Raw genomic sequence first — 26,905 nt, forward strand, 5'->3', positions numbered from 1 at the left:
GAGTATCTCAACCTCTCCACGGAGCCTTCGATGGAAAAATTGTCGCGCATCGGTCTGTCAGCGCTTGTGACGGGAAGCGTCGCAAGCGTCATCTCGACCGCCGCGCTGGCGGCGCTGGCGAAGCTTGAAGGCAGGGGCGCGCTCGAGCCCACCAACGCCACCAGCCATTGGCTTTGGGGGCGCAAATCGCGCGGCCGGCGCGACGTCGACGCCGCACACACAGCGGTGGGCTACGCGACGCATCACGCATCGGCGGTCTTCTGGGCCTTACCCTTCGAGGCCTGGCTCGCGATGCATCCGCCCCGCTCAGCGCTCGAATTGATCGGCGATGCGGCGATGATGTCGGGAATCGCCGCCACCGTCGATTATGGCGTCGCGCCCAAGCGGATCACGCCGGGCTGGGAACTCGCCTTGTCGGACCGCTCGATGGTTGCGGCCTTCGCCGCCTTGGCGGTCGGTCTGGCGTGCGGCGCGGCGGCGTCTCGCGCGCTTCTGGGGGAAGCGGAGATGGAGCAGAGTTAGCTCCGGCCTCCCGTCGGCGCTGACTTAGCGCGTAATCAATCGCGAGCCTCGATTGCCTGTCAGATAGGTCGCGATCCAGCTGATCGCGACGAAGATGCGGCTGCGCAAATTCACTAGAAAATAGATGTGCACGACGCTCCAGAAGAGCCAACCCGGAAAGCCGGTCAATTCCAGTCGGCCGAGTTTGACGATCGCGGAGTTGCGTCCGATCGTCGCCAAATTGCCGTAGTCCCGATAGCGGAAGGGTTTGCGTGGAGAGCGCCCCTTCAGACGGAGTCGGATGGCGCGTCCGGCGTATTTCCCCATCTGCTTGGCGGAAGCGGCGAGAGCCGGAACGGGCGCGCCATCAGGACCGGTCAGGAGAGCGAGATCTCCAATGACGTAGACATCGGGAAGGCCGGGAACCGTCAGATCCCCGCTCACCGGAATGCGTCCGGCGCTGTCGCTTTCAACGCCCAGCCAGTTCGCGGCGGGCGAAGCCCTTACGCCAGCGGCCCAGAGAATCACGCCGGCGGGAATCTCCTTTTCTCCAGCGACGAGTCGGTCCTCGAAGATCTGGTCGACGGGCGTATCCGTCCGCACTTCCACGCCCTTTGCTTCGAGCGAATCGCGCGCATACTCCGAAAGCCGTTCGGGAAAGCTTGCAAGAATGCGCGGCCCCGCCTCGAGCAAAATGATGCGCGCGTTCCTTGGATCGGCGCGGCGAAACTCCGGTGGGAGCGTTCGCCGGGCGAGTTCGGAAATCGCGCCGGCGAGTTCGACTCCCGTCGGTCCGCCCCCGACAATGATGATGGTGAGCAGTCTCTCGCGCTCGACGGGGTCGACGCTAACCTCAGCGCGTTCGAACGCAAGAAGCAGCCGGCGGCGGATGAGCGTCGCGTCTGAGATGGATTTCAGCCCCGGAGCCAAACTCGCCCAGTTGTGACCGAAGTAGGAGTGGGTGGCCCCTGTCGCGACGACGAGGACATCATAGCCGATCTCGCATTTGTCGGTCTTTACGACTTTGCGGGCGGCGTCGACGCTCTCAACCGTGAGCATCAGGACGGTCACATCCTTCTGGCGCCGCACGATGTGGCGTATCGGCCAGGCGACATCAGGCGAAGCAAGGGCTGCGGTCGCGACCTGATAGAGCAGGGGCTGGAAGCAATGATGATTGTTGCTATCGAGGATGAAGATGCGCGCTCCGGCGCCATCAAGCGCCTGCGCAGCCGCAATCCCGGCGAAACCGCCGCCGATGATGACGACGCGAGGTTTGCGCTCGGCGGCGCTGCTGTGCTGCATGATGAACCATCCATGGGCGGGCGAGTCGTCAATTGGGCAAGCCGCCCATCGCGACTCAAGATTTAAGCCGTCAAAGGCGCCAAGGTTCCAGTCTCGCGCGACGCCTTCTCGCCGACATCCGAGGCAAAGCAACAAACTCAGACAGTGCAGGGCGCGACGCAGCGCGGTCCCGCGGAAATTGAAAAATGATCAGCGTAAGGATCGAGAAATGTAGGCTTCAACTTGGGAGAGCCGCGACGCGCAGCATGCGCATCGCGGCTCATCGCTTTATTGATTTGCCGCCTTCAAATGAATGAGCGCGGACTGGGCATGACGAACGCCTTTGTCAATGCGGCTGGCGTGGTGGGTGCGCTTGGCCGTCTTGAGCGCCCGACTGAGATGCTTCATCGCCGTCTTGATGTGGCCCTTGGGGTCTTCCCCGCTGGCCGCCTTGGCGTGATCCCAGGCGTTATGCGCATGCTCGGCGAAGGAGGAGGCCATATGCCGCTTGCCCTCCTTGATCGCCTCATTCGTCTCCTCGATCGCTTGAGTCAGATGCTCGCTATGGCTTTGCGCCAACGCCATATGCGGCGTCACAAGAAAAGCGGCCGCGATGGCCAAAGCGGCGAAAATCGAACGACGTGCCAGCATTATTAATACTCCCCTATCGCATTTCTCTTTGGTCTCGGCTCGGCGCCCGTCAGCCTTAGCCAAGGCGAAGAACCAATTTATGAGATGGGACTATTGCTTAGCTATCCAAGGCGACGTTTTGACGCCCGTCTTGCATTCCGGCTCGGGGGCGCCTATCCCTCAAGAGGCCAGTCGGCTGGACGGCCGCTGCCGAAACGCAGAGGAAAGTCCGGGCTCCACGGAGACACGGCGCCGGATAAGGTCCGGCGGGGGCGACCCCAGGGATAGCGCCACAGAAAGCAAACCGCCGCGCAAGCGGTAAGGGTGAAAGGGTGCGGTAAGAGCGCACCGCCCGAACGGCGACGTTCGGGGCACGGCAAGCCCCGCCGGGAGCAAGACCGAATAGGGGCGACGGAAGGCCTTAAGCGCGAGCTTTTGCCTTCAACCCGTCTCCGGGACTGTCGCCCGGGTTGGTTGCTTGAGGCGGGCGGCAACGTCCGTCCCAGAGGAATGGTCGTCACGTTCTGCAAAGAACGTACAGAACCCGGCTTACAGGCCGACTGGCGTTTAAATCAGCGGTATTTCGTAGAGCAGATAAGCGGTCGAGATAGCTTTCGCGAAAAAGCGGCGTCGGCCGGACCAGAAAGCTTTGCGTCATTTTGCTTGCGCCGCCTTGCGCTCGCCAAATTCGCGCCACCGTAAACGCTCCCTTAACGATAAAAAAGCCTAATAAGGCCGGTTGCCGATCGGCGCGTGGCGACCAGCCTGCTTCCGACGCCTCGCGGTTCCATGTCGATCAAGACCGCCCAGCCGCAATCGAACCGTCTTGGCGAGCCAGCGCTCGCCGGACGCACAGCGTCGCGCCGCCGACCCTCTCGCGCCGCGCGCCGCCTGGTGAGGAGCATGAGAATGACGTCGGCGCCGCATATTCCGGTGCTGCGCGAGGAGGCGATCGCCGCCCTCGGCGTCCATCGTGGCGGCCGCTATATCGACGCCACCTTCGGCGCCGGCGGCTATACGCGCGCCATCCTGACGCAGCCGGAAACGCGCGTGCTCGCCTTCGACCGTGATCAGACCGCCGTCAAAGCTGGTCAGGCGCTTGTCGACGAGATGCGCGGACGGTTGACGCTCGTTGAAGCGCGCTTTTCTCAACTCGAGGACGTTGCGCGCGCGCAAGGCTTCACGCCGCTTGACGGCGTCGTCTTCGACATCGGCGTTTCGTCGATGCAGTTCGACCAAGCCGCGCGCGGCTTTTCCTTCCGCGCCGAGGGACCGCTCGACATGCGCATGGAGGGGCGAGGGCGCAGCGCCGCCGACATCGTCAATGAAGCGGATGCGGAGACGCTCGCCGACATCCTGTATTTCTACGGCGAGGAGCGCGCCGCGCGCCGTATCGCGCGCGCCATCGTCCACGACCGCGAAATTGCGCCTTTCACAACGACAAGAGCGCTGGCCGAAATGATCGCTCGCGTCGCTCCCAACCGCGCCAGCGATATTCATCCGGCGACCAAAAGCTTTCAGGCGTTGCGCATCGCCGTAAACGACGAGCTTCAGGAATTACTGAAGGGGCTGCTTGGCGCGGAACGGCTTCTCGCCGAAGGCGGTCGTCTCGTCGTCGTGACGTTCCACTCGCTTGAGGATCGTATCGTCAAGCAGTTTCTCTCCGAACGCTGCGGTCGCGGCGAAACCGGCTCCCGCCGTCTGCCGGGCGAAGCCGCGCCGCCGCAGCCAAGTTTCGTTTGCGAAGGCCGCCAACCGGTGACGCCCACGCCCGGTGAAACGGCCGCCAATCCGCGCGCGCGTTCGGCCAAATTGCGTTACGCGACCCGCACGGCGGCGGCGCCTCACCCGCTCGACCCAAAGCTCGCGCGCCTCATTCATCTCCCCGATCGCGACAAGGGAAAAGCCTGATGCTGCGGCTCCTCAATATCGTTGCGGTTCTCCTGCTCGTCGGTTCGGCGGTTTACGCCTATTCGATCAAGTATCAGACGAGCTATCGCGCCGAGCAGATCACTAAGACCAAGATCGAGATCAGGCAGGAGCGCGATGCGATTGCGGTGCTGCGCGCCGAATGGGCTTATATGACCCGGCCTGAGCGCATTCAGCAGCTCGCTGACGCTTATCTGCCCGGCATGAAACAGATTGAAGCGACGCAGATCGTCGCCGCGCAATCGCTTCCCGAGAGATCGCCGCGCGTCGACTCCATCGGCAATAAGCTTGACGCGCTCGGATTGAGCATGCCAGCGACGCCGCCCGTCCCCGGCAGCGCGCCGACGACCACGCCCAAAGCGCAGGGACAAAGCCAAGAGCGACGCAAGCCATGACGCAGACGATGCGCGACACGCAACCTTCGCCGCCGCCGAGCGGTAAAATTCGCGCGTTTCTGCGCGCCCTATTTTCAACGAGTCTCGCGCTGAGCGCGTCGCGCATGCGGCTCGCGGCGCTCGGCTTTCTCGTGCTCTACGCGGTGATTTCGATCAAGCTCGTCTATCTCGGCTTTAAGCCGGAGGCGGCGACGTCGCGGCGCGCCGCGGCGGAGGCCGTCGCGGCGTCCCGCCCGGACATCATCGATCGCAACGGCGAGGCGCTCGCAAGCGACGTCAAGGTGATGTCGGTGTTCGCCGAGCCGCGCCGCATCATCGACAAGGACGAGGCGACCGAGCTGCTGACCGCGGTTTTGCCTGGCCTCGACGCCCGCGAATTGCGAGAGCGGCTCGGCTCCAAGAAGGGCTTCGTTTGGGTGAAGCGCGAGGTCACGTCGCATCAGCGCGACGAAGTTTTCCATCTCGGACTGCCGGGCGTCGGATTGATCCCCGAGAACAAGCGTGTTTATCCCAACGGGCCGATCGGCGCGCATGTGCTCGGCTTCGCCAATGTGGACAATCAGGGCATCGCCGGCATCGAGAAATACATCGACGGGCAGGGTCTCGCCGATTTGCACGGCGCCGGCTTCGGCGTAACGCCCGAGGAACTCAAGCCCGTGTCGCTTTCTCTCGACATTCGGGCCACGCATGCGTTGCGCGACGAACTCGAAAAGGGCGTCGTTCATTTCAAAGCGAAGGCAGGCGCCGCGGCGATCTTGGACGTCAACACCGGAGAGGTCATCGCGCTCGCATCGCTTCCCGACTACGATCCGAACAAGCCGACCGAAGCGCTCGATCCGATCCACATCAACCGCATGAGCGTCGGCGTTTATGAGATGGGCTCGACCTTCAAGGCGCTGACCATCGCGATGGCGCTCGACTCCGGCAAGGTCAATCTGAATTCACGGCTCGACGCGCGCGGCGTGCTGTCGTTCGGTCGCTTCAAGATCCATGACTATCACGCGCAAAACCGCGCGCTCACATTGCCGGAAGTTTTCACCTATTCTTCCAATGTCGGCACCGCGCGTATGGCGATGGGACAGGGCGTGGAGCGGCACAAGGCGTTTTTGCGCAAGATGGGCCAGCTCACGCGCATGCGCACCGAACTGCCCGAAAGCGCCGAACCCATCGTGCCGAAAAACTGGGGCGAGTTGAACACCATGACCATCGCCTTCGGGCATGGCCTTGCGGTGGCGCCGCTCCAGGCGATGATGGCCGTCGGCGCGCTGATGAATGGCGGCTATCTGATCACGCCGACCTTCATCAAGCGCAGTGAGGAGGAAGCGAAGGCGGGCGCCGAACGCGTCGTGAAACCGGAGACGAGCGAGGCGATGCGCTATCTCATGCGTCTCAACGCCGAAATCGGCACGGCGCGAAGAGTGAACGTCGCCGGCTATTACGTCGGCGGCAAGACCGGCACCGCGGAAAAGGTCGTTAACGGCCATTATTCGAAGAACCGGCTGTTTAACACTTTCATGGCCGTCGCGCCGTCGGACAAGCCGAAATATCTGTTCCTGACCATCATGGACGAACCGCAGGGCTTGCCGGAAACCGGCGGCTACGCCACGGCGGCCTATAACGCGGGACATGTAACGGGCGAGATCATCGAGCGCGTCGGTCCGATTCTCGGCCTCGCGCCGCGTTTCGAGCCGCCGCACCAGCCTTTCCCGCTCCTCGCCAAATTGGGTTATGGCTATGCCAATGTTCCAGCCCGCGGCGGCGGAGGACATTGATGCTGCTTTCCGAACTGCTTGCGACGCCAGACCTTGAGCCCGCCTTGCGCGGGCTTGCCGTCTCTGGCCTGACGGCGGATAGTCGAATGGCGCGCGGCGGTTTTGCCTTTTTCGCCATCCCGGGCCACGCCGGGGACGGCATGTCCTATGTTGCCGACGCGAAGTTGCGCGGCGCCTGCGTCGTCGTCGCTCAACGGCGAGCGGACAGCCCGCTGCCGCTCGTCGTCGTCGATGACGTTCGGCGCGCCCTGGCCCTTGCCGCGGCGCGCTTCTTTTCTCGGCAGCCGTCGACGATCGCGGCCGTCACGGGAACGAGCGGCAAGACATCGGTGGTGGCCTTCTTGCGCCAGATCTGGGCCGCGCTTGGACATGAGGCGGCCTCGCTAGGCACCGTCGGAATCGTCGATTCTCGCGGCGCGCATTATGGAGCGCTGACGACGCCCGGACCCGTCGAACTGCACAGAACGCTGGACGAACTTGCTGGACGGGGCGTGACACATCTCGCCATGGAGGCGTCGTCGCTCGGGATCGATCAGCGGCGGCTCGACGGCATGCGCGTCGACGTCGCGGGCTTCACCAATTTCTCGCGCGACCATCTCGACCATCACGCCGACATGGAGGAGTATTTCGCGGCGAAGATGCGGCTCTTCGACACGCTGCTGCACCCGGGCCAGACGGCTGTGATCGACGCCGACAGCGACGTTGCGTCCCGCGTCATCGACATTTGCCGCGCGAGGGGCCTCACAATTTTGAGCGTCGGTTCGAAGGGAGAGACGATAAGGCTCCTTTCGGCGACGCCGTCCGCCTTGGAAACGTCGCTGCGGCTCCGCCATAATGGCGCCGAATATGAGGTGAATCTGCCGCTCGCCGGCGCCTTCCAGGTCTCGAACGCGCTTGTCGCCGCCGGGCTGGCGATCGCAAGCGGCGATGATCCGGGGCAGGTCTTTGCGGCGCTCGAAGCGCTCAAAGGCGCGCCGGGGCGGCTCGAACTCGTCGGCCAGCGCAATGGCGCGCCGATTTTCGTAGATTACGCGCATAAGCCCGACGCGCTGGAGAAAGTGCTCGCCACTATACGGCCGCTGACAAAAAAACGCCTGATTGTCGTCTTCGGGTGCGGCGGCGATCGTGATCGTGGCAAGCGCCCGCTGATGGGGGACATCGTCGCCCGGGCGGCGGATGTCGCTATCGTCACGGACGACAATCCGCGCAGCGAGGACGCCGCCGCCATTCGCGCAGAAATTCTCGAAGGAACCCGCGGCGGCGCGGCGCACATTATCGAGATCGGAGACCGGCGCGCGGCGATCGCCAACGCCGTCGCGGGGCTTGAAGCGGGCGATGCGCTCGTCGTCGCTGGAAAGGGCCACGAAACCGGGCAGATCGTCGGCGACCGCGTTTTGCCTTTCTCCGATCATGAGGCGATTGCGCAGGCGCTCAAGGAGAATCATCCATGACCAAGAGGCCGTTATGGTCGGGATTGGCGCTGGTCGGCGCGCTGCGGGCGCGTGCGAGCGGCGGCCTTGCGCGCGAAGCCGCCGGCGTTTCCATCGATACCCGCACCCTTCAGCCCGGCGATCTGTTTATCGCGATCAAGGGCGAAACGCGCGATGGTCACGACTTCGTGCGGACGGCGTTCGAGAAAGGCGCGGCGGCGGCGGTCATCGACGAAGCGCATGCGTCTGAGCTTTCCGGCGCCGGGCCGCTTTTCGTCGTCAGAGACGTGCAACAATCGCTCGAGTCGCTGGGTGCGCGGTCACGCGAGCGAAGCGCCGCCTTCATCGCCGCCATCACCGGCTCCGTCGGCAAGACCTCGACGAAGGACATGATCCGGCTGATGCTGTCGCGTTTCGGCGAAACGCATGCCTCGGCGGCGTCTTACAACAATCACTGGGGCGTGCCGTTGACGCTTGCGCGCATGCCGGCGGAGTCGCGCTTCGGCGTGTTCGAACTCGGCATGAATCACGCGGGCGAGATCGCCGCGCTCGTCGCTCAGGTGCGCCCCCACGTCGCCGTCGTGACCCGCATCGCCCCGGTTCATCTCGAATATTTCGGATCAATCGAGAAGATCGCGGACGCCAAGGCCGAGGTTTTTTCCGCGCTGGACGGCGGCGTCGCGATCATCAACCGGGACGACGGATTTTACGAGCGTCTTGCCGCGGCGGCTGCCCCAACCGCCAGCCATGTCTTTGGTTTCGGCGAGACGGACGGCGCGCATGCGCGGCTCCTGTCTTACGAGACCGCCGGCGAAGGCGCGCTGGTCGAGGCGGAAATTCTCGAGCGGCGGCTGCGCTTTCGCATCGGCGCCCCAGGCAAGCATATCGCCATGAACGCGCTGGCGGCGCTGCTCGTGGGCGTCGTTTTCGACGTGGATTTGGAGGAAGCTGCTGCGGCCTTTGCCGAATTCACGCCGCCGTCCGGACGCGGCCAGCGCGAGAAAATTGCGACGCCAGACGGCGAGTTTACGCTTATCGACGAAAGCTACAACGCCAACCCGACCTCCATGCGGGCGGCGCTGCAGCTGCTGGGCGGCGCAGCCATAGGACCGGGGGGTCGGCGCATCGCCGTGCTCGGCGACATGCTGGAGCTCGGGCCTCAGGCGGCCGAACTGCACGCCGAGCTCGCTCCGGATCTTATCGACGCCAATGTCGATCTGCTATTCACCTCGGGACCATTGATGTCGCGCTTGAGTTACGCTGCGCCTGATTCGATGCGCGCCGCGCATCGGGCGACGCCGCTGGAGCTGGAAGAGGCCGTTCTTGCAGCGGTTCGTCCCGGCGATGTGGTGATGGTGAAAGGCTCCAATGGTTCGCGGATGGCGCGGATCGTCTCGGGCTTGAAAAGCGCATTCGCTCGCGAGATGGCGAGCTGAGGAGAGACGATGCTGACGCTGCTTGCGGACTTCTCTTATCTATACAGTCCGCTCAACATCTTCCGCTACATCACTTTTCGCGCCGCTATGGGGGCGGCGACGGCGCTGTTCTTCGTGTTTTTCTTCGGACCGGGCGTCATCGCCGCGTTGCGGATCAAACAGGGCAAGGGCCAGCCGATCCGCGAGGACGGACCGGCTTCGCATCTTGTGACCAAAAAAGGCACGCCGACGATGGGCGGCCTGATGATCCTCTCGGGACTGGTCGCGGCGACGCTGCTCTGGGCGAATTTGCGCAACGCCTATGTGTGGATCGTGCTCTTCGTCACCGTCAGCTTCGGCCTCATCGGCTTTTATGACGACTATCTGAAGGTGAGCAAGCAGTCGCACGCCGGCTTCTCGGGCAAGATGCGATTGGCGCTCGAGTTTTTGATTGCCGGCCTGGCCTGTTACGCGTTGATGGAAACGGGCGGCGAGAACATGACGAAGCTCGCCATCCCCATGGTGAGGGGCTATGTCGCGACGCTGGGACCGCTCTTCATCCTGTTTGGCGCCTTCGTCATCGTCGCCGCCGGCAACTGCGTCAATCTCACGGATGGACTCGACGGCCTCGCCATCGTGCCGTCGATGATCGCCGCCGGCGCCTTTGCGATCTTTGCCTATCTCGTCGGCAATTCGATCTTTTCGAACTATCTCGGCGTCAATTACGTCGCGGGCGTCGGCGAACTGACCATCGTTTGCTCGGCCTTCATCGGCGCGGGACTCGGCTTTCTGTGGTTCAACGCGCCGCCGGCGCAAATCTTCATGGGCGACACCGGCTCGCTGGCGCTCGGCGGGCTCGTGGGCGCCGTCGCCGTCGCGGTGAAGCAGGAATTCGTGCTTGTCATCGTCGGCGGGCTCTTCGTGATCGAAGGCGCCTCGGTCATCATCCAGGTCGGCTATTTCAAGCTGACCGGCAAGCGCATCTTCCTGATGGCGCCGATCCATCACCATTTTGAACAGAAGGGCTGGAAGGAGCCGCAGATCGTTATCCGCTTCTGGATCATCGCCTTCGTCCTGGCCCTGATGGGTCTCTCGACCTTGAAGCTGAGGTGACGATGACGCCGATCGAGACCTTCAAGGGCAAGCGCGTCGCGCTTTTCGGCCTCGGCGGTTCGGGCCTTGCCACGGCCCGCGCGCTGATCGCTGGCGGCGCGCAGGTCGCCGCATGGGATGACGGCGAGGCTGGCCGACTCAAGGCGGTCGCGCAAGGCGTAGCGCTCGAGGATCTCGCGGCGGCGGATTGGAGCGGCTTCGATGCGCTCGTCCTTTCTCCCGGCGTGCCGCTGACCCATCCCGAGCCGCATTGGACCGTGCAGGCGGCGAAGGCCGCCGGAGTCGAGATTATCGGCGACGTCGAACTATTCTGCCGCGAACGCGAGGCGCGCGCCGGGGGATCGCCCTTCATCGCCATCACCGGCACAAACGGCAAATCGACGACCACGGCGCTGATCGCGCACATTTTGCGCGAAGCCGGCCGCGACGTTCAGCTCGGCGGCAACATCGGCGTGCCGATTTTCGACCTCGAGCCGCCGTCGGACGAACGCATTCACGTCATCGAATGCTCGTCGTTCCAGATCGATCTTGCGCCCTCGCTGGCGCCGACCATCGGCGTGTTGATCAACATCACGCCGGACCATATCGATCGTCACGGCGCGATCGAAAATTACGCCGCCATCAAGGAGCGCCTCGTCGCTGCGGCGGAAGTGGCTCTGGTCGGCGTCGACGACGCCTATTGCCACGCGATCGGCGCGCGCCTCGTTGAAGCCGAGACCCCCGAGCGGCGCGTCGTGCCGGTCTCGGGGAAGCGCGCGCTCGACTGGGGATTTTATGTCGAGGATCGAAGCGTCTATTTCCGCGAGCAGGGACATCCGCCCGAGGAAGCCGAGCTGATCGGTTCGCTCGAAGGCGCACGCGCGCTTCGCGGCGCGCATAATGCGCAGAACGCGGCGTTCGCCGCCGGGGCCGCGTGGGAATGCGGATTGGACGACGACGAGATCTTGAGCGGCCTGTTGAGCTTCCCCGGCCTGCCGCATCGGATGGAGGAAGTTCTGCGCATCGAGCGCGCGCTGTTCGTCAACGACTCGAAGGCGACCAACGCCGACGCGGCCGAAAAGGCCTTGGTGAGTTTTACCGATATCTACTGGATTCTCGGCGGCCGATCGAAAGAGGGCGGCGTCGAACCGCTGCGTCCGCATTTCTCGCGCATACGCAAAGCCTATCTGATCGGCGAGGCCGCCGACGATTTTGCGCGCACGCTGGAAGGCGCGCTGCCTTTCGAACATTGCGGAACGCTCGACGTCGCGACGACGCGCGCGGCGCTCGACGCGCTTGCCGAAGACGCCCCCGAGCCGGTCGTGCTGCTGTCGCCGGCCTGCGCCTCCTATGACCAGTTCGCCAATTTCGAGGCGCGGGGCGACGCGTTTCGCGGCTTCGTCGAAGGGCTTCCCGCCGTGATCGCGGCGCGAAAAGGAGAGCTGACATGATCTCGCGCGCGGAACGAACACTATTCTCCGACTGGGCGTGGACAGTGGATCGCTGGCTGCTCGCGAGCCTCGCCCTGCTGATCGTCGCCGGTCTCGTCTTTTCCATGGCCGGCAGCCCGCCCGTCGCGGAGCGGCTGCATCTGGCGACCTTCCACTTCGTCAACCGGCAGGTGCTCTATCTTCTGCCGGCGCTGGTCCTGATGATTGCGACGTCGTTTCTTTCGCCGCGTCACGTGCGCCGACTGGCGCTCGTGATTTTCATCGTCTCTCTCGCGCTCGTCTTCGCAACCATCTTCTACGGTCAGGAAGTGAAGGGCGCGAAGCGATGGATCTTCGGCGTTCAGCCCTCGGAATTCTTGAAGCCCGCCTTCGTCGTGCTCGTCGCCTGGGCCTTCTCCGAAGGGGCGCGTCGCAAGGATGTTCCAGGCAATCTGATCGCGCTTCTGCTCCTGCCGATCGCGATCACGCCGCTGATGCTGCAGCCTGATTTCGGGCAGACGATGCTCATTTCGATAGTCTGGGCGGCGCTGTTTTTCATGGCCGGCCTGCACTGGATCTGGGTCGTCGGGTTGGGCGGGCTTGGCGGCGTCTCGGCGCTGCTCGCCTATAAATTCGTGCCGCACGTCCATGCGCGCATCGAGTCCTTTCTGGAGCCGCCGCCGCCGGTCGCAGGCGTGCCCGCGAATTTTCAGTCGGAGACGGCGCTTGAGAGCTTCATCGCCGGTTCGTGGTTCGGCAAGGGTCCCGGCGAAGGGGTCATCAAGCGCATCCTGCCCGACTCGCACACGGATTTCATCTTCGCGGTCATCGGCGAGGAGTTCGGCGTTCTTATCTGCATCGCGCTTGCCGCGGTGTTCGCCTTCGTCGTGGTGCGGGGGTTGTTTTCGGCGGCGCGCAACAGCGATCCCTTCTGCCGATTTGCGACTGCGGGACTCGTGATGCTGTTTGGCCTGCAGAGCTGCATCAATATGGCGGTGAACGTGCATCTCATGCCCGCCAAGGGCATGACGCTCCCTTTCGTCTCCTATGGCGGCTCTTCGCTTATTTCGCTGTCGCTCGGCATGGGCTTTCTGCTCGCCGTCACGCGTAAGCGGCCGCGGTCCCGCGTGCTGTCTGAGTTCGCCGCGACGGGCGCGCCCGCCGCCGCGTGATAAAAGCCTCGATATGATCGATTCGCCGATTCTCCTCGCCGCCGGTGGCACCGGCGGCCATCTTTTTCCGGCCGAGGCGCTCGCGCATGCGCTCGCCGCCCGCGAGCTGGCGGTGGAGCTCGTCACCGAGGAGCGCGCCCTGCGCTACGGCGGCGCCTTTCCGGCGCGGGCCATGCATGTGATTCCCGCCGGCACGCCGCGGGGCGGCTCGCTGCTGGCCAAGGCCCAGGCGGTCGCGCGTCTCGCCCTCGGCACGGCGCAGGCGGCCGCGCTGCTGCACCAGGTCAAACCGGCCGCGGTGATCGGTTTCGGCGGCTACCCGACCGTCCCGCCCTTGCTTGCGGCGTCCTATCTCGGCGTGCCGAGCGCTTTGCACGAAGCGAACGGCGTCATGGGCAAGGCCAATCGCTTCCTCGCCGGCCGCGTCGACAGGATCGCCGCCGGCCTGCCGACTCTCGCCGTGCCGGCGGCCCTGCAAAACAAGCTCGTCGTCACCGGCAATCCAGTGCGTCCCAATGTGCTCGAGGCCGCCAAGACTCCCTATCCTTCGTTCGACGATGGAATGTTCCGGCTGCTCGTCGCCGGCGGCTCTCAGGGAGCCCGCGTCATGGCGGACATTGTGCCGGCGGCCGTCGCGGCGCTCCCCGACGCGCTGCGGGCGAAAGTCGCCGTCGTGCAACAGGCGCGTCCCGAAGATATCGCGCGCGTCGAGGCGATCTACGCCGGCGCTGGGGTCGGCGCCGAGATTGCGCCCTTTTTCGCCGACTTCCCGGCGCGGCTCGCTGCGGCGCATTTCGTTATCACCCGCGCCGGCGCGTCGACGGTCTCGGAGCTTGCGGTTATCGGGCGACCGGCGATGCTGGTGCCGCTGCCGCATGCGCTCGACCAGGATCAGGCGGCGAACGCCGCTTTTCTGGAAGCGGCGGGCGGCGCGGAAACCGTGCGCCAGAGCGACTTCACGCCGGAATTTTTGACGCGGCGGCTTTGTGACCTCATCAATGCGCCGGCGCAGCTTTCCGCGCGCGCCGAAGCCGCCAGACGAGTCGGCGTCGCCGACGCCGCCGATCGTCTCGCCGATCTGATTATCGACGTGGCGCGGACAGGCGCTACGAAACGGAGCTAGGAATGAAACTGCCGAAAGAGTTGGGCCCGATTCATTTCGTCGGCATCGGCGGCATCGGCATGTCTGGAATCGCCGAAGTGCTGCTCAATCTCGGCTACAAGGTGCAGGGGTCGGACGCCGCCGAAAACGCCAATGTCAAGCGTCTCGTCGAAAAGGGCGCGACGGTCAGCATCGGACATGACGCGAAAAATCTCGGCGACGCCGCCGTGGTCGTCGTCTCGACCGCAATCAAGCGCGACAATCCCGAACTTGTCTTGGCGCGCGAAAAACGTCTGCCGGTGGTGCGCCGCGCCGAAATGCTGGCCGAGCTGATGCGCCTCAAGCAATGCGTCGCCATCGCCGGCACGCATGGCAAGACGACGACGACCTCGCTCGTTGCGACGCTGCTCGACGCCGGCGGCCTCGATCCGACCGTGATCAACGGCGGCATCATCAACGCCTATGGCACGAATGCGCGTCTTGGCGCCGGCGACTGGATGGTGGTGGAGGCCGACGAAAGCGACGGCACATTTCTCAAACTGCCGGCGGACGTCGCCATCGTCACCAATATTGATCCCGAACATCTCGACCATTTCCATACATTCGACGCGATCAAGGAAGCTTTCCGCAACTTCGTCGAGAATATTCCCTTCTACGGCTTCGCGGTGATGTGCCTCGATCATCCGACCGTGCAGGAGCTCGTCGGCCGCATCGAGGATCGCCGCGTCATCACCTATGGCGAAAATCCGCAGGCCGACGTGCGTCTGCTCGACGTCGATCTCGAGGGCGGCGTGTCGAAGTTCAATGTGCTGCTGCGCGACCGAAAGACGTCGCAGGCGATCTATCTCGAAAATCTCGTCCTGCCGATGCCGGGCCATCACAATGCGTTGAATGCGACGGCGGCGATCGCCGTCGCCAATCAGCTCGGCCTGTCGCCCGAACAGATCCGCAAGGCGCTTGCCGGCTTTGGCGGCGTGAAGCGGCGCTTCACCAAGACGGGCGAATGGAACGGCGTGCAGATTTTCGACGACTATGGACATCATCCCGTCGAAATCTCCGCTGTGCTGCGCGCGGCGCGCGCCTCCACCAAGGGCAAGGTCGTCGCGCTGATGCAGCCGCATCGCTATTCGCGGCTGCAGTCGCTTTTTGATGCGTTCGCCACCTGCTTCAACGACGCGGATGTGGTCATCATCGCCGACGTGTATTCCGCAGGCGAGCAGCCGATACCGGGCGTCGATCGCGACGCGCTCGTCTCGGCGATCAAGGCGCACGGCCATCGCCGCGCGATGGGGTTGCCCTCTCCCGAAGTGCTGGCGGCGATGGTTCGCGAGATCGTCGCGCCTGGCGATTATGTCGTCTGTCTTGGCGCCGGCAATATCACGCAATGGGCCTATGCGCTGCCGGAGCAACTCGCGGCGGGGCAGGGGTGATGGCGTTGGTTTCGCCCCCTCCCTGTCCCTCCCCCGCTGAAGCGGGAGAGGGGACCCTAACGAGCGGCGTTCGCGCGGTTTGGATGAAACGCGTGGCCCGCTCCCTCTCCCGCGAAGCGGGGGAGGGTTGGGGAGGGGGCCTCTCGTGACCTTCCCCGACCTTTCCGCCGAAATCGCCGCCGCCATGCCGCAATTGCGCGGGCGCGTCGCGGCGAATGAGCCGCTTGCGCCTTACACCTGGTTTCGCGTCGGCGGGCCGGCGCAGATCCTCTTCATGCCGGCCGACGAAGCCGATCTCGCCTATTTCCTCGCGCGACTGCCGCGAGAGATTCCCGTGACCGTCGTCGGCCTTGGCTCCAATCTGATCGTGCGCGACGGCGGCGTCGAAGGCGTGGTCATACGGCTGTCGGCCAAGGGCTTCGGCGAGATCGTCGTCGAGGACGGTTGCAGGGTGCGCGTCGGCGCCGCCGTGCCGGATGTGAAGGCGGCGCGCGCCGCGGCCGAAGCCGGCGTTGACGGATTGGCCTTCTATCGCGGCATTCCCGGCGCGATCGGCGGCGCGTTGCGCATGAACGCCGGCGCGCATGGCGGCGAAACAAAGGACGCGCTGATTGAAGCGCGCGGCGTCGACCGCGCCGGCGACATCCGCGTCTTTGGCGTCGCCGACATGGGCTACGCCTATCGCCATTGTTCCGCCCCCGACGACGTGATCTTCACGCAGGCGCTTTACCAGGGCCGTCCCGGCGATCCGGCGACGATCATCGCCGAGATGGAGCGCATCACCGCGGCGCGGGAGGCCTCGCAGCCGATCAAGGAAAAGACCGGCGGCTCGACCTTCAAAAATCCTGACGGCGAAAAGGCGTGGCGGTTGATTGACGCGGCCGGCTGTCGCGGACTCGTCGTCGGCGATGCGCAGGTGAGCGAAATGCACTGCAATTTTCTCATCAATCGCGGCCGTGCGAGCGCCGCCGACATCGAGGCGCTTGGCGAAGAGGTGCGCCGGCGCGTGCGCGAGACGAGCGGCGTCGAACTACATTGGGAGATCAAGCGCATCGGCGTCGCTTGAGATGAATGGCGTGATGAGATTGCGTCGTCGCTTCTGAGATCTTAGCCTGGACGCTTGAGGAGATTCAGTCGTGCCGCCCCGTAAAGAATCCACCGATCCTCGGACGCCGCTGAAACAGCTCCGACCTCGAAAAGCGGCGACGATCACGGACCGAAGAAGAGTCCTTCGGTCAATGATCGAGTTTTTCCAGCGTCAGGCGCATTAAGCGACTCGCTCTGTCCTTTCGCCACATTCACCGAATGGGCTTCGGAAGCCGACGAAGCCGCCTATTCGGATCTTTAGTTGGCATTTTTCAAGTCGAGAGCACATGACCAAGCACGTCGCCGTTCTAATGGGCGGACTTTCCGCCGAACGCGAAATTTCCTTGCGCTCGGGCGAGGCCTGCGCGAAAGCCCTCGAAGAGCAGGGATTTCAAGTGTCCCGCGTCGATGCGGGGCATGACGTCGCGAATGTTCTTGCGGCGCTCAAACCCGATGTCGCCTTCAACGCGCTCCATGGCAGGTTTGGCGAGGACGGCTGCATTCAGGGCGCGCTGGAGCTTTTGCGCATCCCCTATACGCACTCAGGCGTGCTCGCCTCTTCGGTGGCGATGAAAAAGGATATCGCGAAGACGGTGATGGCGGCCGCCGGCGTTCCGACGCCAAAAGGGCGCGTTCTGCACAGGCTGGACGCCGCCAAAGCGCACGCGCTGCCCCTTCCTTATGTCCTCAAGCCCGTCTCCGAAGGCTCCTCTTTCGGCGTCTTCATCGTCAGCGAGGGCCAAGAGCATCCTCCGCAGGAATTATGGCGTGAGGATTGGACTCATGGCGATATGATGCTCGCGGAGCAGTTCATCGCCGGGCGCGAACTCACATGCGCAGTCATGAACGACAAGGCTCTCGACGTGATCGAAATTCTCGCGGCCGACGGCGGCTGGTACGATTATCACGCCAAATACGCCAAGGGCGGCTCGAAACACGTCCTTCCGGCAAATCTTAAACTGAATATTTACCAAGAGGTCCAACATTTGGCCCTTGAGGCTCACCGAGCTCTCGGCTGTCGCGGCGTAAGCCGCGCGGACTTCCGATACGACGACCGCCCCGGAGGTACGGGCGAGCTCGTCGTATTGGAAGTGAACACGCAGCCGGGAATGACGGAGACCTCGCTCGTGCCAGAAATGGCGGCATACGCAGGTTTTTCATTCGGCGAGTTGGTCAGATGGATGGTGGAAGACGCATCCTGCGATCGTTGAGAGAGTCATTTGCGGCTCGGCACTCGCTCGTCCCCATCGTTCCCGGAGAAGCCCCATACGCCTTGGCGGCGGCCGCTGTAGCGTCCATCCCGCCGGCAGCCGTTCCCGCCGCCCCCGCGGCGGTCGCTCCGCGCGCGTCGGCGCGAAGAACCCGCGGTGAACGTCTCTTTTCGCGCCTCGCCTTGCTGGGCTGTCCCGGCGTCGGCGCTCTGGCGACGCTCGCGCTCTTCGCCGCGATCGGCGCGGCAGGATTCGTCGAGAACGGCGGCTACGCCGCTCTCGTCGCAAGCGAGGGCGAGCTCTACGACATAGCGGCGCGCGTCGCCGGGTTTCCGATTTCCGCCGTCACCATCACCGGTCAATCGCGTTTGACCGAACGCGAACTCCTCGACGCTGCAGGCGTCGGGCCGCGAAACTCCTTGCCCTTTCTCGATGCGACGGCGGTGCGCGACCGGCTGATGCAGGTCCCCCTCGTCAAATCCGCGCGGGTGATGAAGCTCTACCCCGATCGCCTGGTCGTCGCGATCGAGGAGCGTCAGCCAAGCGCCTTATGGCAGCGCGACGGACGCGTGGCCGTCATTTCCGAAGACGGGGTGCCGATCGATGAGTTGCGCGACCAGCGCTATCTCGGTCTGCCTTTCGTCGTCGGCGAGGGCGCGCAGAAGCGGCTGCTCGAATTTCTCATGCTGATGACGACGGCCGGCGACCTTGCGCATCGGATCAAGGCGGGCGTGCTCGTCGCGGGGCGCCGCTGGAACTTCGAGATGACGAACGGCGTCACGGTGAAACTGCCGGAGATCGGTCCCGCGAGCGCGCTGGAGACGCTCGCGCGGCTGCAGCGAGAGGCGCGGATCCTCGACAAGGACGTCATGTTCATCGACTTGCGCATTCCCGACCGCGTCAGCGTAAGGCTGACGGAAGAGGCCGCTGTGGCGCGCGAAGCGCAGCTTGCGCCGCGCAAGTCGACCAAGAGTGGTGGTTAGCTGCATGATTTCCCCTGGTGTCCCGCCGCGCCTGAAGCCGCTCTCGCCACGTCGCTCGGCGACGTTCGCGGCGCTTGACGTCGGCACGTCCAAGATCGCCTGCCTGATCGCGCGGCTCACGCCGCTTGGCGCGGTCGCGCCCGGCGATTGGCGCACGCATCGCGTTCGCGTCGTTGGCATTGGCCATCAGCGCTCTCTGGGCGTGAAGAACGGCCTGGTGGTCGACATGGACGCCGCCGACGCCGCGATCCGGCAGACCGTCGACGCCGCCGAGCGCATGGCCGGCATGCAGGTCGAGCGCGTCATCGTCACGGCGTCGGGCGGCCGACTGTCTTCGCAGCATTTTCAGGCGAAACGCGTGATTGGCGGCCGCGAAGTCGCCGAGCACGATATTCATCGGGTTCTCGAGGCTTCGGCCGCGCATCATCTCCATCGCGGCCGCGTCGCCATTCACTCGCTGCCGACGGGCTTTTCGCTCGACGGCGTGTCCGGCATCCGCGAGCCCAAGGACATGATCGGCGAAGAACTCGCGGTCGATCTCCACGTCGCGACCTGCGATCAGGCCGCCGCCCGCAATCTTCTCGTCGCCGTCGAGCGCAGCCATCTCAGCGTCGAAGCCATGGCCGCCACGCCTTATGTCGCCGGGCTCTCCACGCTCGAACCCGACGAGGCCGAGATGGGCGTCATGGTCGTCGACATGGGGGCTGGATCAACGTCCGTGGCCGTCTTCGCGCGGGGCGAGATGATTCACCTGGACGCCGTGACGCTTGGCGGCGCCCACGTCACGATGGATATCGCGCGCGGACTCGACGCGCGGCTCTCCGACGCGGAGCGGCTGAAGACCTTTCACGGCTCGGCGATCGCTTCGACCTCCGACGAGCGCGAAACCATTTCCTTCGATCACGTCGGCGAGAGCGATCACAAGGCGCATGCGCCGAAATCGCATCTCGTGCGCATCATCCGCCCGCGAATAGAGGAAACGCTCGAGTTCCTGCGCGACCGCTTGGCGAAGGCCGGCCATCCGAGCGGTCCTGGCCGCCGCATCGTGCTGACGGGCGGCGCGAGCCAGCTCACAGGCGTCGCCGAGGCGGCGCGCCGCATTCTCGGCGGACAGGTTCGGGTCGGACGGCCGATCGGTATCGAAGGCTTGCCGGATTCCTCGAAGAGCCCCGCCTTCGCGGCCGCCGCCGGGCTGCTCGTCTATCCGCAAGTCGCCGCGCATGAATATTTCGAGCCGCGCCGGGTCGAGCGCGCGGCGACGGGAACTGACGGATACATCTCGCGCGTAGGGAGATGGTTAAGAGAAAGCTTCTAGTATCGCGTGAGAGTGATTCTTTCGACCCGGCGCGCCCTTCGACGCGCCGAGCATGATTGCCAAGGACGACGCGTTCGGCGACCGGGCGTCCAAGGGCGAAGGACAACGGGCGCCGAGTTGTGAACGCATTGGTGAGAGGCCTGGCAGATGACGATCAACCTTAAAGCTCCCGAACTCAGGGAATTGAAGCCCCGCATCATGGTTTGCGGCGTCGGCGGCGGCGGCTGCAACGCCGTCAACAATATGATCACCTCTGGTCTGTCGGGCGTCGATTTCCTTGTCGCCAATACGGACGCCCAGGCGCTCGCGTCGTCGCAGGCCGAGCGAATCATCCAAATGGGCCTGCAGGTGACGGAAGGACTGGGCGCCGGCGCTCAGCCAGAAGTCGGCCGCGCCGCCGCGGAAGAAGCGCGCGAAGAAATTCGCGAGCATCTCTCCGGCGCGCATATGTGCTTCGTCACCGCCGGCATGGGCGGCGGCACCGGCACGGGCGCCGCGCCGGTGATCGCGCAGATCGCGCGCGAAATGGGCATTCTCACCGTCGGCGTCGTCACCAAGCCGTTCCATTTCGAAGGTCAGCGTCGCCTGCGCATCGCCGAATCGGGCATCTCCGAACTGCAAAAATGCGTCGATACGCTGATCGTCATCCCGAATCAGAATCTCTTCCGCATCGCCACGGAGAAGACGACCTTCGCCGACGCCTTCGCCATGGCTGACCAGGTTCTCTATTCGGGAGTCGCCTCGGTCACCGATTTGATGGTCAAGGAAGGCCTCATCAATCTCGATTTTGCTGACGTTCGCTCAATCATGCGCGGCATGGGCAAGGCGATGATGGGCACTGGCGAAGCCACGGGCGAAAATCGCGCCAATCTTGCCGCGGAAGCCGCGATTGCGAATCCGCTGCTCGACGAAGTGTCGATGAAGGGCGCCCGTGGCCTGCTGATCTCGATCACCGGCGGCCACGATCTGACCCTCTATGAAGTCGACGAGGCGGCGAGTCGTATTCGCCAGGAGGTCGACGAGGACGCCAACATCATTCTGGGCGCGACATTCGATTCGTCGCTTGAAGGCGTGGTGCGCGTCTCCGTTGTCGCGACGGGCATCGACCTGACCGCGATCACGGCCGATGATCCGACGAGCGAATCGCGTCTCGCCGAGGCCGCCGAGCGCCTGCGCGCCCAATTGCAGCAGGCGCGCGTCCAGCAGGCCGCGCCGGCTGTCGACGCCGCGCCGGTTCTGCGTCCTCGCGAAGAGCCGCAGGCCGCAGCTGGCTATTATTCGGAGCAGGCGCCGGCGCATGGCGTCTACCTCGAGCCGGCGCCGCCGCGTCTCGCCTATGGCGAGCCGAGCTTCGAAGCCGAGCGCCACGAAGCGCCGGCCGGCGCCTATGTGCCGCCGGCTCCGGAGCAGCCGCGCGCGCCGCGCATGCCTCAGATCGAGGATTTTCCCCAGCCCATCCAGGAACAGCTGCGTCAGCAGATGGGCGCTGGCGATCCTCGTCGCAAATCGATTTTCGAGCGGCTCGCCTCCTTCGGTGCGAGCCGTCAGGAAGATTCGATGCATGGCGCGCCTGCGGCGCCGACCCCGCGCCCGCAAATGGCTCCCCCAGGCCAGCCTTCGGCGACGCACGCCGAATATGGCAAGCGACCGGCCGCGCCGGCGCCGGTTGTTCCCGGCGGACATGCCGCGCTCGATTCGCACGGTCGTCGCGCCCTGCAGCCGCGCCCGTCCGAGGAGGATCATCTCGAGATCCCGGCCTTCCTGCGTCGCCAGGCCAACCACTGAAACATTCTCGACAATCGGCAAAGGCCCGCCTCGCGCGGGCCTTTTCATTTTGGCCGCCGGGTCTTGTAACAAACTGTAAGAAAGCGTGACTGGAGCGTCGGCGCCCGGATTTGCTATCGTTCGTCCGGGCTTTAGGGGAGGGTTGCGCCATTCGTTCGGATTCACGCCGACCTGCGTTGCGCGCGCGCCGCGCTGCGCATCCCGGGAGCGCGGCCGCGCCAGCGGTTCAGCAGACACTCGCACGAAGCTTCACATTAACCGGCCAGGGCGTGCATGGCGGTCGTCCCGCCAGGATGACGCTCGCGCCGGCCGGCGCTGACGTCGGGATCGTTTTCGGCGTCGCCGGAGCCGAGATCGAAGCGCATTGGTCGCGCGTCGACGCATCGACATTGCGCACACGGCTCGCCGGCGACGGCGCAAGCGTGTCGACGGTCGAGCATGTGATGGCCGCGCTCGCCGCGCTTCGCGTCGACAATGCGCTGGTTGTGCTCGACGGCGACGAGGTTCCAGCGATGGACGGCTCGGCCCGCGACTTCGTCTCGGCGATCGACGAAGCCGGCGTCGTCGCTCTATCCGCGCCGCGGCGCGCGCTGCGCGTCGTCAAGCCCGCGCGAGTATCCGACGGGGCCGGCTGGGCGGAGCTGCGGCCAGCGGAAGCCGGCCTTCGTTTGGATGTGGAAATCGCCTTCCCCTGTCCGATCGGACGCCAGCGCTTGGCGCTCGATCTGACGCCCGAGACGTTTCGGCGCGAATTGGCCGGAGCTCGCAGTTTCGGATTCATGCGCGATGCGGAGCGGCTTTGGCGAGAAGGTCTGGCGCTTGGCGCCAATCTCGACAATACGCTGGTCTTTGACGCGCGCGGCGCGATCAATCCGCACGGGGAGCGATTCGCCGACGAATGCGTGCGTCACAAGATGCTCGACGTCGTCGGCGATCTGGCGCTGGCCGGGGCGCCGATCATAGGCGCCTTCCGCTCCTATCGCGGCGGGCATAGCCTTAATCTCGCGCTGCTCGAAGCTGCGGCGCGCGCGGGCGCCCTGGCGCTCGAACTCGACGCGCATAACGAAGGCAAGAGTGCGACAGGCCGAAGCCTATCGCCATAATCTCGCCAGATGAAGGTTCTTCTTTCAGCCGACCGCAAAGGCGGGATCGGTGCGCCGCCGCGCCGTTAGGGGCAGGGCAGGGGCGTCCTGCGAGGGCGATTTGGCTGATTGAGCATAGAGGGCGCCGGGACCGCGCGAGCGTCGCGCAGCGCCGCAATGGGGCAACACATGTCGGTTTTCGCTCGTGCATTCAAAGTGTTGGCTTTGGCGTCAGCCTTGTCGATAGGCGCGGCGCCGGCGCGCGCCGACCTCATGGACTCGATCACCAGCGGTTTCGGTCTCTTTGGCAGCGGCGGGACGAAATATCAGACGGAGATCACGCCCGATATTCCGGCCGAGGATCTCTATAACGCCGGTCTGGCGCGGCTGAAGGCCAAGGACTACGAGGGAGCAGCCAAGAAATTTGGCGAATTGGAAAAGCAATATCCCTCATCGGACTGGGCCCGCAAAGGCCTGCTGATGACGACTTTCGCGCAGTACGAGCACCCCAAATATGACGACGCCGTGCAGTCGGCGATGCGTTATATCGGGCTTTATCCGAACTCCGCCGACACGCCCTATGTCTACTATCTCGCGGGCATGTCCTTCTATAGTCAGGTGCCGGACGTCATGCGCGATCAGCAGTCGGCGGAGAAGGCGCTGGAGGTTTTCACGCAGCTCATACAGAAATTTCCGAAGTCGGAATATGTGAACGACGCCAGATACAAAATCCAGGTGACGCGAGACCAACTCGCCGCCAAGGAGATGAACGTCGGGCGCTTCTATCTGCTTCGCAAGAATTACCCCGCCGCGATCAACCGTTTCCACGACGTTCTCGGCAAATATCAGATGACCCGCCATACCGAAGAGGCGCTCTATCGCCTCACCGAAGCCTATCTCGCGATGGGCGTCACCAATGAAGCGCAGACGGCCGCCGCCATCCTGGGACATAATTACCCGGATTCGCAGTGGTATAAGGACGCTCACGCCTTGCTGAAGACTGACGGTCTCGAGCCGCACGAATACACGGATTCATGGCTTTCGAAGATCGGAAAGTCGCTCCACGCGAATCTGGCCGTCCTCCAATAATCGCGCCTGTATAAATGCGCCGGCATGCGTGAGCGCGCGCCGGCCGTCCTCAAGCCTTGCATTCCATAAATGCCACGCATGGATCATGCGCGGCCAGATCTCCAGCGTGACCGAGACGTCGGCGGCGCCGGCCGCAGCGGCGAGTCGCGTCGAATCGGCGAGCAGCGTTTCGTTTGAGCCCACCTGAATCATGAGGGGCGGCAAGCCGCTCAGATCGCCAAACAGCGGCGAGACTCGGGGGTCACGGCGATCGACTCCCGCCGGGACATAGGCCTGCGCGAGTTCCTCGAGATAGGCCTTATGCAGCAGCGGATCGACGTCGTCTTTCGTCGCCAGCGTTTCGCCAGAGAGGGTGAGATCGGTCCAAGGCGAGACAAGCCAGGTGCAGGCAGGGAGCGCTTCCTTGAGGTCGCGCAGCCGCATCAGCAAGGCAAGCGTCAGCCCGCCGCCGGCGCTGTCGCCGCCGACCGCGATTTGGCGCGCGGAAAACCCCTGTTCCCGAAGAAATCTCCAGGCCGCGAGCGCATCGTCATAGGCCGCTGGAAACGGATGCTCGGGCGCCAGTCTGAATTCGACGGCGAGCGCCCTGGCGCGCGCGGCGCGTCCGGCTTCCGTGGCCATGCGGCGGTGGCTGACGATCGAACCGGAGCAGTAGCCGCCGCCATGGAAGAACAGCAGCGCGCGCGAGGGGTCGCTCGTTGGCGCGCAAGACCATTCGCCGGCCATGCCGTCGATCGACGCGCGCTCCAACGAGATATCCGCCGCGACCGGCCAAGCGGCGCCGACTTCCTCGATGCGGGCGCGCCGCGCCGGCCAGCCGACGGGTCGCGGTTTTGCGCTCAGCAGCGCGCGAATATCTTCGATGTCGAGATCCGCCACGAAAAACTCCGTTTGGAAAAGGGCGCTGGCGACTATAATCGAGGGCCGTCCGCGCGTCGCCGACGCGCGGCTTCCGGCGCATCTGCGCGCCCAGGGCATTTGAGCAAAGCCTCATGCTGGTCCGTCTTTCCATTCGCGACATCGTGCTGATCGACGCGCTCGACCTGGAATTCGCGCCGGGCCTGACGACGCTCACCGGAGAGACCGGGGCGGGAAAGTCGATCCTGCTTGACGCCTTCGTGCTGGCGCTCGGCGGGCGCGGCGACGCGTCGCTGGTTCGCGCCGGCTGCGAACAGGGCCAGGTGACGGCGGCGTTCGATACGCCGGCGAATCATCCCGCGCATCTCGCGGCGCGCGAATTCGGATTGGCGAGCGAGGACGAGCTGGTGTTGCGCCGCGTGCAGGCGGCGGACGGCCGCACCCGAGCTTTTGTGAACGATCAGCCAGCCACCGCGCAGGCGCTGCGCGCGATCGGGCGCGAACTCGTGGAGATTCATTGTCAGCACGACGAACGCGCGCTCGTCGATCCGAACGCGCATCGCGCGCTCGTCGACGCGCATGGCGGCCTTATCGCGCAGGCGAATGACGTGCGCGCGCGCTATGGCGCCTGGCAGGCGGCGCGCCGCGCATTGGCGGAAGAAGACGCGCGCATCGCCAAGGCGCGCGCCGACGCAGAATATCTACGCCATGCGCACGCCGAGCTTTCGGCGCTGGCGCCGCAGGAGGGCGAGGAAGAGACGCTCGCCGAACGGCGGCTCTTCATGCAACGCGCCGAAAAGGTCGCCGCCGACATTTCCGACGCGCTCTCGGCGTTTTCAAATGACGGATCGCCGGCGCGGGAAATCGCTCAGGCGGCGCGGCGGTTGGAGCGGCGTCTGACGCAGGCGCCGCAACTGCTGGACGCGCCTGCGCGCGCCTTGACGCAGGCTGTCGACGCCTTGGGGCTCGCCGAGGAAGCGCTTGAGCGGGCGCTTGCGGAAACGAAATTCGATCCGGCGGAATTGGAGCGGGTCGAGGAGCGGCTGTTCGCGCTGCGCGGCGCAGCGCGCAAGCATCAGGTCGCCGTCGCCGACCTTGCGAAGCTTGAAGAAAAATTCGCCAATGACATCGCCGCGCTCGATGCGTCCGAAGCGCGGCTCGTCGCGCTAGGGCGCTCGCTTGCGGACGCCAAGCAATCCTATGACGAGACGGCCTTGGCCTTGTCCGCGGCGCGACGCGCTGCGGCGAAGAAACTCGATGTGCTGGTCGACGCCGAGTTGAAGCCGCTGCGGTTAGAGGGCGCGCATTTTTCGACGCAGGTGACGAGCGACCCGGAGTCCGCCGGGCCGGAAGGAATCGATCGCGTCGAATTCTGGGTGCAGACCAATCCGGGCTCGCGCCCCGGTCCGCTGACCAAGGTCGCGTCGGGCGGCGAGCTCGCGCGCTTCATGCTGGCGCTGAAGGTCGTGCTCGCCGATCGCGGCTCGGCGCCGACGCTGGTTTTTGATGAAATCGACACGGGGGTCGGGGGCGCCGTGGCCGACGCCATCGGTCAGAGGCTGGCGCGTCTCGCCGCGCGCGCGCAGGTGCTGGCTGTCACCCATGCGCCGCAGGTCGCCGCGCGCGCCGGCCAGCATCTGCGCATCAGCAAAGGCGCGCCGGCGAAGACCGGCAAGGATAAGCGGGTCGCGACCAGCGTCGCCGTGCTGGCCGAGGGCGAGCGGCGTGAGGAAATCGCCCGCATGCTGTCCGGCGCCGCCATCACCGAAGAAGCGCGCGCCGCCGCGGCGCGGCTGCTGGAAGGGGCGGGGTAGCGGAGGCTTTGGGAGGGGTCTCCGCTAAATATCAGCTGGGCGCAGAGCCAAGTGAGTACACCCCGGAGACTTGTCCCCATTCCTTTGGATGCTTGTTTATAAT

General features: G+C 64.9%; 22 protein-coding genes and 1 other RNA gene. 20 read left to right on the top strand and 3 right to left on the bottom strand.

Annotated features, from left to right (window positions below; translation table 11 throughout):
* The first annotated feature begins 30 nt into the window (after positions 1–30).
* On the top strand, positions 31–522 hold the full coding sequence (locus HUN39_RS01445) for a hypothetical protein (RefSeq protein ID WP_175092728.1): 492 nt from the start codon (positions 31–33) through the stop codon (positions 520–522).
* 24 nt (positions 523–546) lie between these two features.
* Here HUN39_RS01445 and HUN39_RS01450 read toward each other — a convergent pair whose 3' ends face one another.
* On the bottom strand, positions 547–1,803 hold the full coding sequence (locus tag HUN39_RS01450; protein ID WP_175092729.1) for an NAD(P)/FAD-dependent oxidoreductase: 1,257 nt from the start codon (positions 1,801–1,803) through the stop codon (positions 547–549).
* A gap of 267 nt (positions 1,804–2,070) precedes the next feature.
* On the bottom strand, positions 2,071–2,433 hold the full coding sequence (gene smbP, locus HUN39_RS01455) for a small metal-binding protein SmbP (RefSeq protein ID WP_175092730.1): 363 nt from the start codon (positions 2,431–2,433) through the stop codon (positions 2,071–2,073).
* Between the two features lie 167 nt (positions 2,434–2,600).
* On the opposite strand from smbP, the gene rnpB reads away from it, so the two are divergent.
* The 18 genes from rnpB to HUN39_RS01545 all read left to right on the top strand — a co-directional run bounded on the left by rnpB (position 2,601) and on the right by HUN39_RS01545 (position 24,130).
* Positions 2,601–2,980, top strand: an RNA gene (gene rnpB, locus HUN39_RS01460) — RNase P RNA component class A.
* 341 nt (positions 2,981–3,321) lie between these two features.
* A complete protein-coding gene (gene rsmH / locus HUN39_RS01465) occupies positions 3,322–4,323 on the top strand; it encodes a 16S rRNA (cytosine(1402)-N(4))-methyltransferase RsmH (RefSeq protein WP_232365839.1) in 1,002 nt (333 codons plus the stop codon).
* Positions 4,323–4,736, top strand: coding sequence for a cell division protein FtsL (gene ftsL, locus HUN39_RS01470; protein ID WP_175092732.1), 414 nt, complete (start codon positions 4,323–4,325; stop codon positions 4,734–4,736). Before rsmH ends, ftsL begins: the two co-directional genes overlap by 1 nt.
* A complete protein-coding gene (locus HUN39_RS01475; RefSeq protein ID WP_175092733.1) occupies positions 4,733–6,508 on the top strand; it encodes a peptidoglycan D,D-transpeptidase FtsI family protein in 1,776 nt (591 codons plus the stop codon). The genes ftsL and HUN39_RS01475 overlap by 4 nt, the downstream gene beginning before the upstream one ends.
* Positions 6,508–7,959, top strand: a complete 1,452-nt coding sequence (locus tag HUN39_RS01480; protein ID WP_175092734.1) for a UDP-N-acetylmuramoyl-L-alanyl-D-glutamate--2,6-diaminopimelate ligase — start codon at positions 6,508–6,510, stop codon at positions 7,957–7,959. The genes HUN39_RS01475 and HUN39_RS01480 overlap by 1 nt, the downstream gene beginning before the upstream one ends.
* Entirely contained in the window at positions 7,956–9,374 is a 1,419-nt protein-coding gene (locus tag HUN39_RS01485) for a UDP-N-acetylmuramoylalanyl-D-glutamyl-2,6-diaminopimelate--D-alanyl-D-alanine ligase (RefSeq protein WP_175092735.1), read from the top strand. Before HUN39_RS01480 ends, HUN39_RS01485 begins: the two co-directional genes overlap by 4 nt.
* 9 nt (positions 9,375–9,383) lie before the next feature.
* Complete coding sequence (gene mraY, locus HUN39_RS01490; protein WP_175092736.1) at positions 9,384–10,466, top strand: phospho-N-acetylmuramoyl-pentapeptide-transferase; 1,083 nt, start codon at positions 9,384–9,386, stop codon at positions 10,464–10,466.
* 2 nt (positions 10,467–10,468) lie between these two features.
* Positions 10,469–11,896 carry a UDP-N-acetylmuramoyl-L-alanine--D-glutamate ligase gene (gene murD / locus HUN39_RS01495; protein WP_175092737.1) on the top strand — a complete coding sequence of 476 codons (1,428 nt, stop codon included), beginning with the start codon at positions 10,469–10,471 and terminating at the stop codon, positions 11,894–11,896.
* A complete protein-coding gene (locus HUN39_RS01500) occupies positions 11,893–13,047 on the top strand; it encodes an FtsW/RodA/SpoVE family cell cycle protein (RefSeq protein WP_175092738.1) in 1,155 nt (384 codons plus the stop codon). Before murD ends, HUN39_RS01500 begins: the two co-directional genes overlap by 4 nt.
* 13 nt (positions 13,048–13,060) lie before the next feature.
* Positions 13,061–14,170, top strand: a complete 1,110-nt coding sequence (murG, locus tag HUN39_RS01505; RefSeq protein ID WP_175092739.1) for an undecaprenyldiphospho-muramoylpentapeptide beta-N-acetylglucosaminyltransferase — start codon at positions 13,061–13,063, stop codon at positions 14,168–14,170.
* 2 nt (positions 14,171–14,172) lie between these two features.
* Positions 14,173–15,579, top strand: coding sequence for a UDP-N-acetylmuramate--L-alanine ligase (murC, locus tag HUN39_RS01510; protein ID WP_175092740.1), 1,407 nt, complete (start codon positions 14,173–14,175; stop codon positions 15,577–15,579).
* Positions 15,580–15,724: 145 nt separating this feature from the next.
* On the top strand, positions 15,725–16,645 hold the full coding sequence (murB, locus tag HUN39_RS01515) for a UDP-N-acetylmuramate dehydrogenase (protein WP_175092741.1): 921 nt from the start codon (positions 15,725–15,727) through the stop codon (positions 16,643–16,645).
* A 307-nt stretch (positions 16,646–16,952) separates the two neighbouring features.
* Positions 16,953–17,876, top strand: a complete 924-nt coding sequence (locus HUN39_RS01520; protein WP_175092742.1) for a D-alanine--D-alanine ligase — start codon at positions 16,953–16,955, stop codon at positions 17,874–17,876.
* A gap of 182 nt (positions 17,877–18,058) precedes the next feature.
* Positions 18,059–18,859, top strand: a complete 801-nt coding sequence (locus HUN39_RS01525; protein ID WP_232365840.1) for a cell division protein FtsQ/DivIB — start codon at positions 18,059–18,061, stop codon at positions 18,857–18,859.
* A gap of 4 nt (positions 18,860–18,863) precedes the next feature.
* Entirely contained in the window at positions 18,864–20,174 is a 1,311-nt protein-coding gene (gene ftsA / locus HUN39_RS01530; RefSeq protein ID WP_175092744.1) for a cell division protein FtsA, read from the top strand.
* A gap of 147 nt (positions 20,175–20,321) precedes the next feature.
* A complete protein-coding gene (gene ftsZ, locus HUN39_RS01535; protein ID WP_175092745.1) occupies positions 20,322–21,959 on the top strand; it encodes a cell division protein FtsZ in 1,638 nt (545 codons plus the stop codon).
* A gap of 176 nt (positions 21,960–22,135) precedes the next feature.
* The gene (gene lpxC / locus HUN39_RS01540; RefSeq protein WP_175092746.1) at positions 22,136–23,062 is read left to right on the top strand and encodes a UDP-3-O-acyl-N-acetylglucosamine deacetylase; all 927 of its coding nucleotides are present in this window, start codon (positions 22,136–22,138) and stop codon (positions 23,060–23,062) included.
* A gap of 168 nt (positions 23,063–23,230) precedes the next feature.
* On the top strand, positions 23,231–24,130 hold the full coding sequence (locus HUN39_RS01545; protein WP_175092747.1) for an outer membrane protein assembly factor BamD: 900 nt from the start codon (positions 23,231–23,233) through the stop codon (positions 24,128–24,130).
* Here HUN39_RS01545 and HUN39_RS01550 read toward each other — a convergent pair.
* Positions 24,074–25,009: an alpha/beta hydrolase gene (locus HUN39_RS01550; protein ID WP_175092748.1), complete on the bottom strand. Its 936-nt coding sequence runs from the start codon at positions 25,007–25,009 to the stop codon at positions 24,074–24,076. The two genes, HUN39_RS01545 and HUN39_RS01550, sit on opposite strands and share 57 nt — an antisense overlap.
* Positions 25,010–25,122: 113 nt before the next feature.
* Between HUN39_RS01550 and recN the strand changes: the two genes are divergently transcribed.
* Positions 25,123–26,802, top strand: coding sequence for a DNA repair protein RecN (gene recN, locus HUN39_RS01555; protein ID WP_175092749.1), 1,680 nt, complete (start codon positions 25,123–25,125; stop codon positions 26,800–26,802).
* Positions 26,803–26,905: the final 103 nt, after the last annotated feature.

The organism is Methylocystis silviterrae (genome assembly GCF_013350005.1).
Lineage (GTDB): Bacteria > Pseudomonadota > Alphaproteobacteria > Rhizobiales > Beijerinckiaceae > Methylocystis > Methylocystis silviterrae.

Coding starts and splice junctions, on each gene's coding strand:
- HUN39_RS01445 (WP_175092728.1), top strand. CDS start 31: ATGGAAAAATTGTCGCGCATCGGTCTGTCAGCGCTTGTGACGGGAAGC.
- HUN39_RS01450 (WP_175092729.1), bottom strand. CDS start 1,803: ATGCAGCACAGCAGCGCCGCCGAGCGCAAACCTCGCGTCGTCATCATC.
- smbP (WP_175092730.1), bottom strand. CDS start 2,433: ATGCTGGCACGTCGTTCGATTTTCGCCGCTTTGGCCATCGCGGCCGCT.
- rsmH (WP_232365839.1), top strand. CDS start 3,322: ATGACGTCGGCGCCGCATATTCCGGTGCTGCGCGAGGAGGCGATCGCC.
- ftsL (WP_175092732.1), top strand. CDS start 4,323: ATGCTGCGGCTCCTCAATATCGTTGCGGTTCTCCTGCTCGTCGGTTCG.
- HUN39_RS01475 (WP_175092733.1), top strand. CDS start 4,733: ATGACGCAGACGATGCGCGACACGCAACCTTCGCCGCCGCCGAGCGGT.
- HUN39_RS01480 (WP_175092734.1), top strand. CDS start 6,508: ATGCTGCTTTCCGAACTGCTTGCGACGCCAGACCTTGAGCCCGCCTTG.
- HUN39_RS01485 (WP_175092735.1), top strand. CDS start 7,956: ATGACCAAGAGGCCGTTATGGTCGGGATTGGCGCTGGTCGGCGCGCTG.
- mraY (WP_175092736.1), top strand. CDS start 9,384: ATGCTGACGCTGCTTGCGGACTTCTCTTATCTATACAGTCCGCTCAAC.
- murD (WP_175092737.1), top strand. CDS start 10,469: ATGACGCCGATCGAGACCTTCAAGGGCAAGCGCGTCGCGCTTTTCGGC.
- HUN39_RS01500 (WP_175092738.1), top strand. CDS start 11,893: ATGATCTCGCGCGCGGAACGAACACTATTCTCCGACTGGGCGTGGACA.
- murG (WP_175092739.1), top strand. CDS start 13,061: ATGATCGATTCGCCGATTCTCCTCGCCGCCGGTGGCACCGGCGGCCAT.
- murC (WP_175092740.1), top strand. CDS start 14,173: ATGAAACTGCCGAAAGAGTTGGGCCCGATTCATTTCGTCGGCATCGGC.
- HUN39_RS01520 (WP_175092742.1), top strand. CDS start 16,953: ATGACCAAGCACGTCGCCGTTCTAATGGGCGGACTTTCCGCCGAACGC.
- ftsA (WP_175092744.1), top strand. CDS start 18,864: ATGATTTCCCCTGGTGTCCCGCCGCGCCTGAAGCCGCTCTCGCCACGT.
- ftsZ (WP_175092745.1), top strand. CDS start 20,322: ATGACGATCAACCTTAAAGCTCCCGAACTCAGGGAATTGAAGCCCCGC.
- HUN39_RS01545 (WP_175092747.1), top strand. CDS start 23,231: ATGTCGGTTTTCGCTCGTGCATTCAAAGTGTTGGCTTTGGCGTCAGCC.
- recN (WP_175092749.1), top strand. CDS start 25,123: ATGCTGGTCCGTCTTTCCATTCGCGACATCGTGCTGATCGACGCGCTC.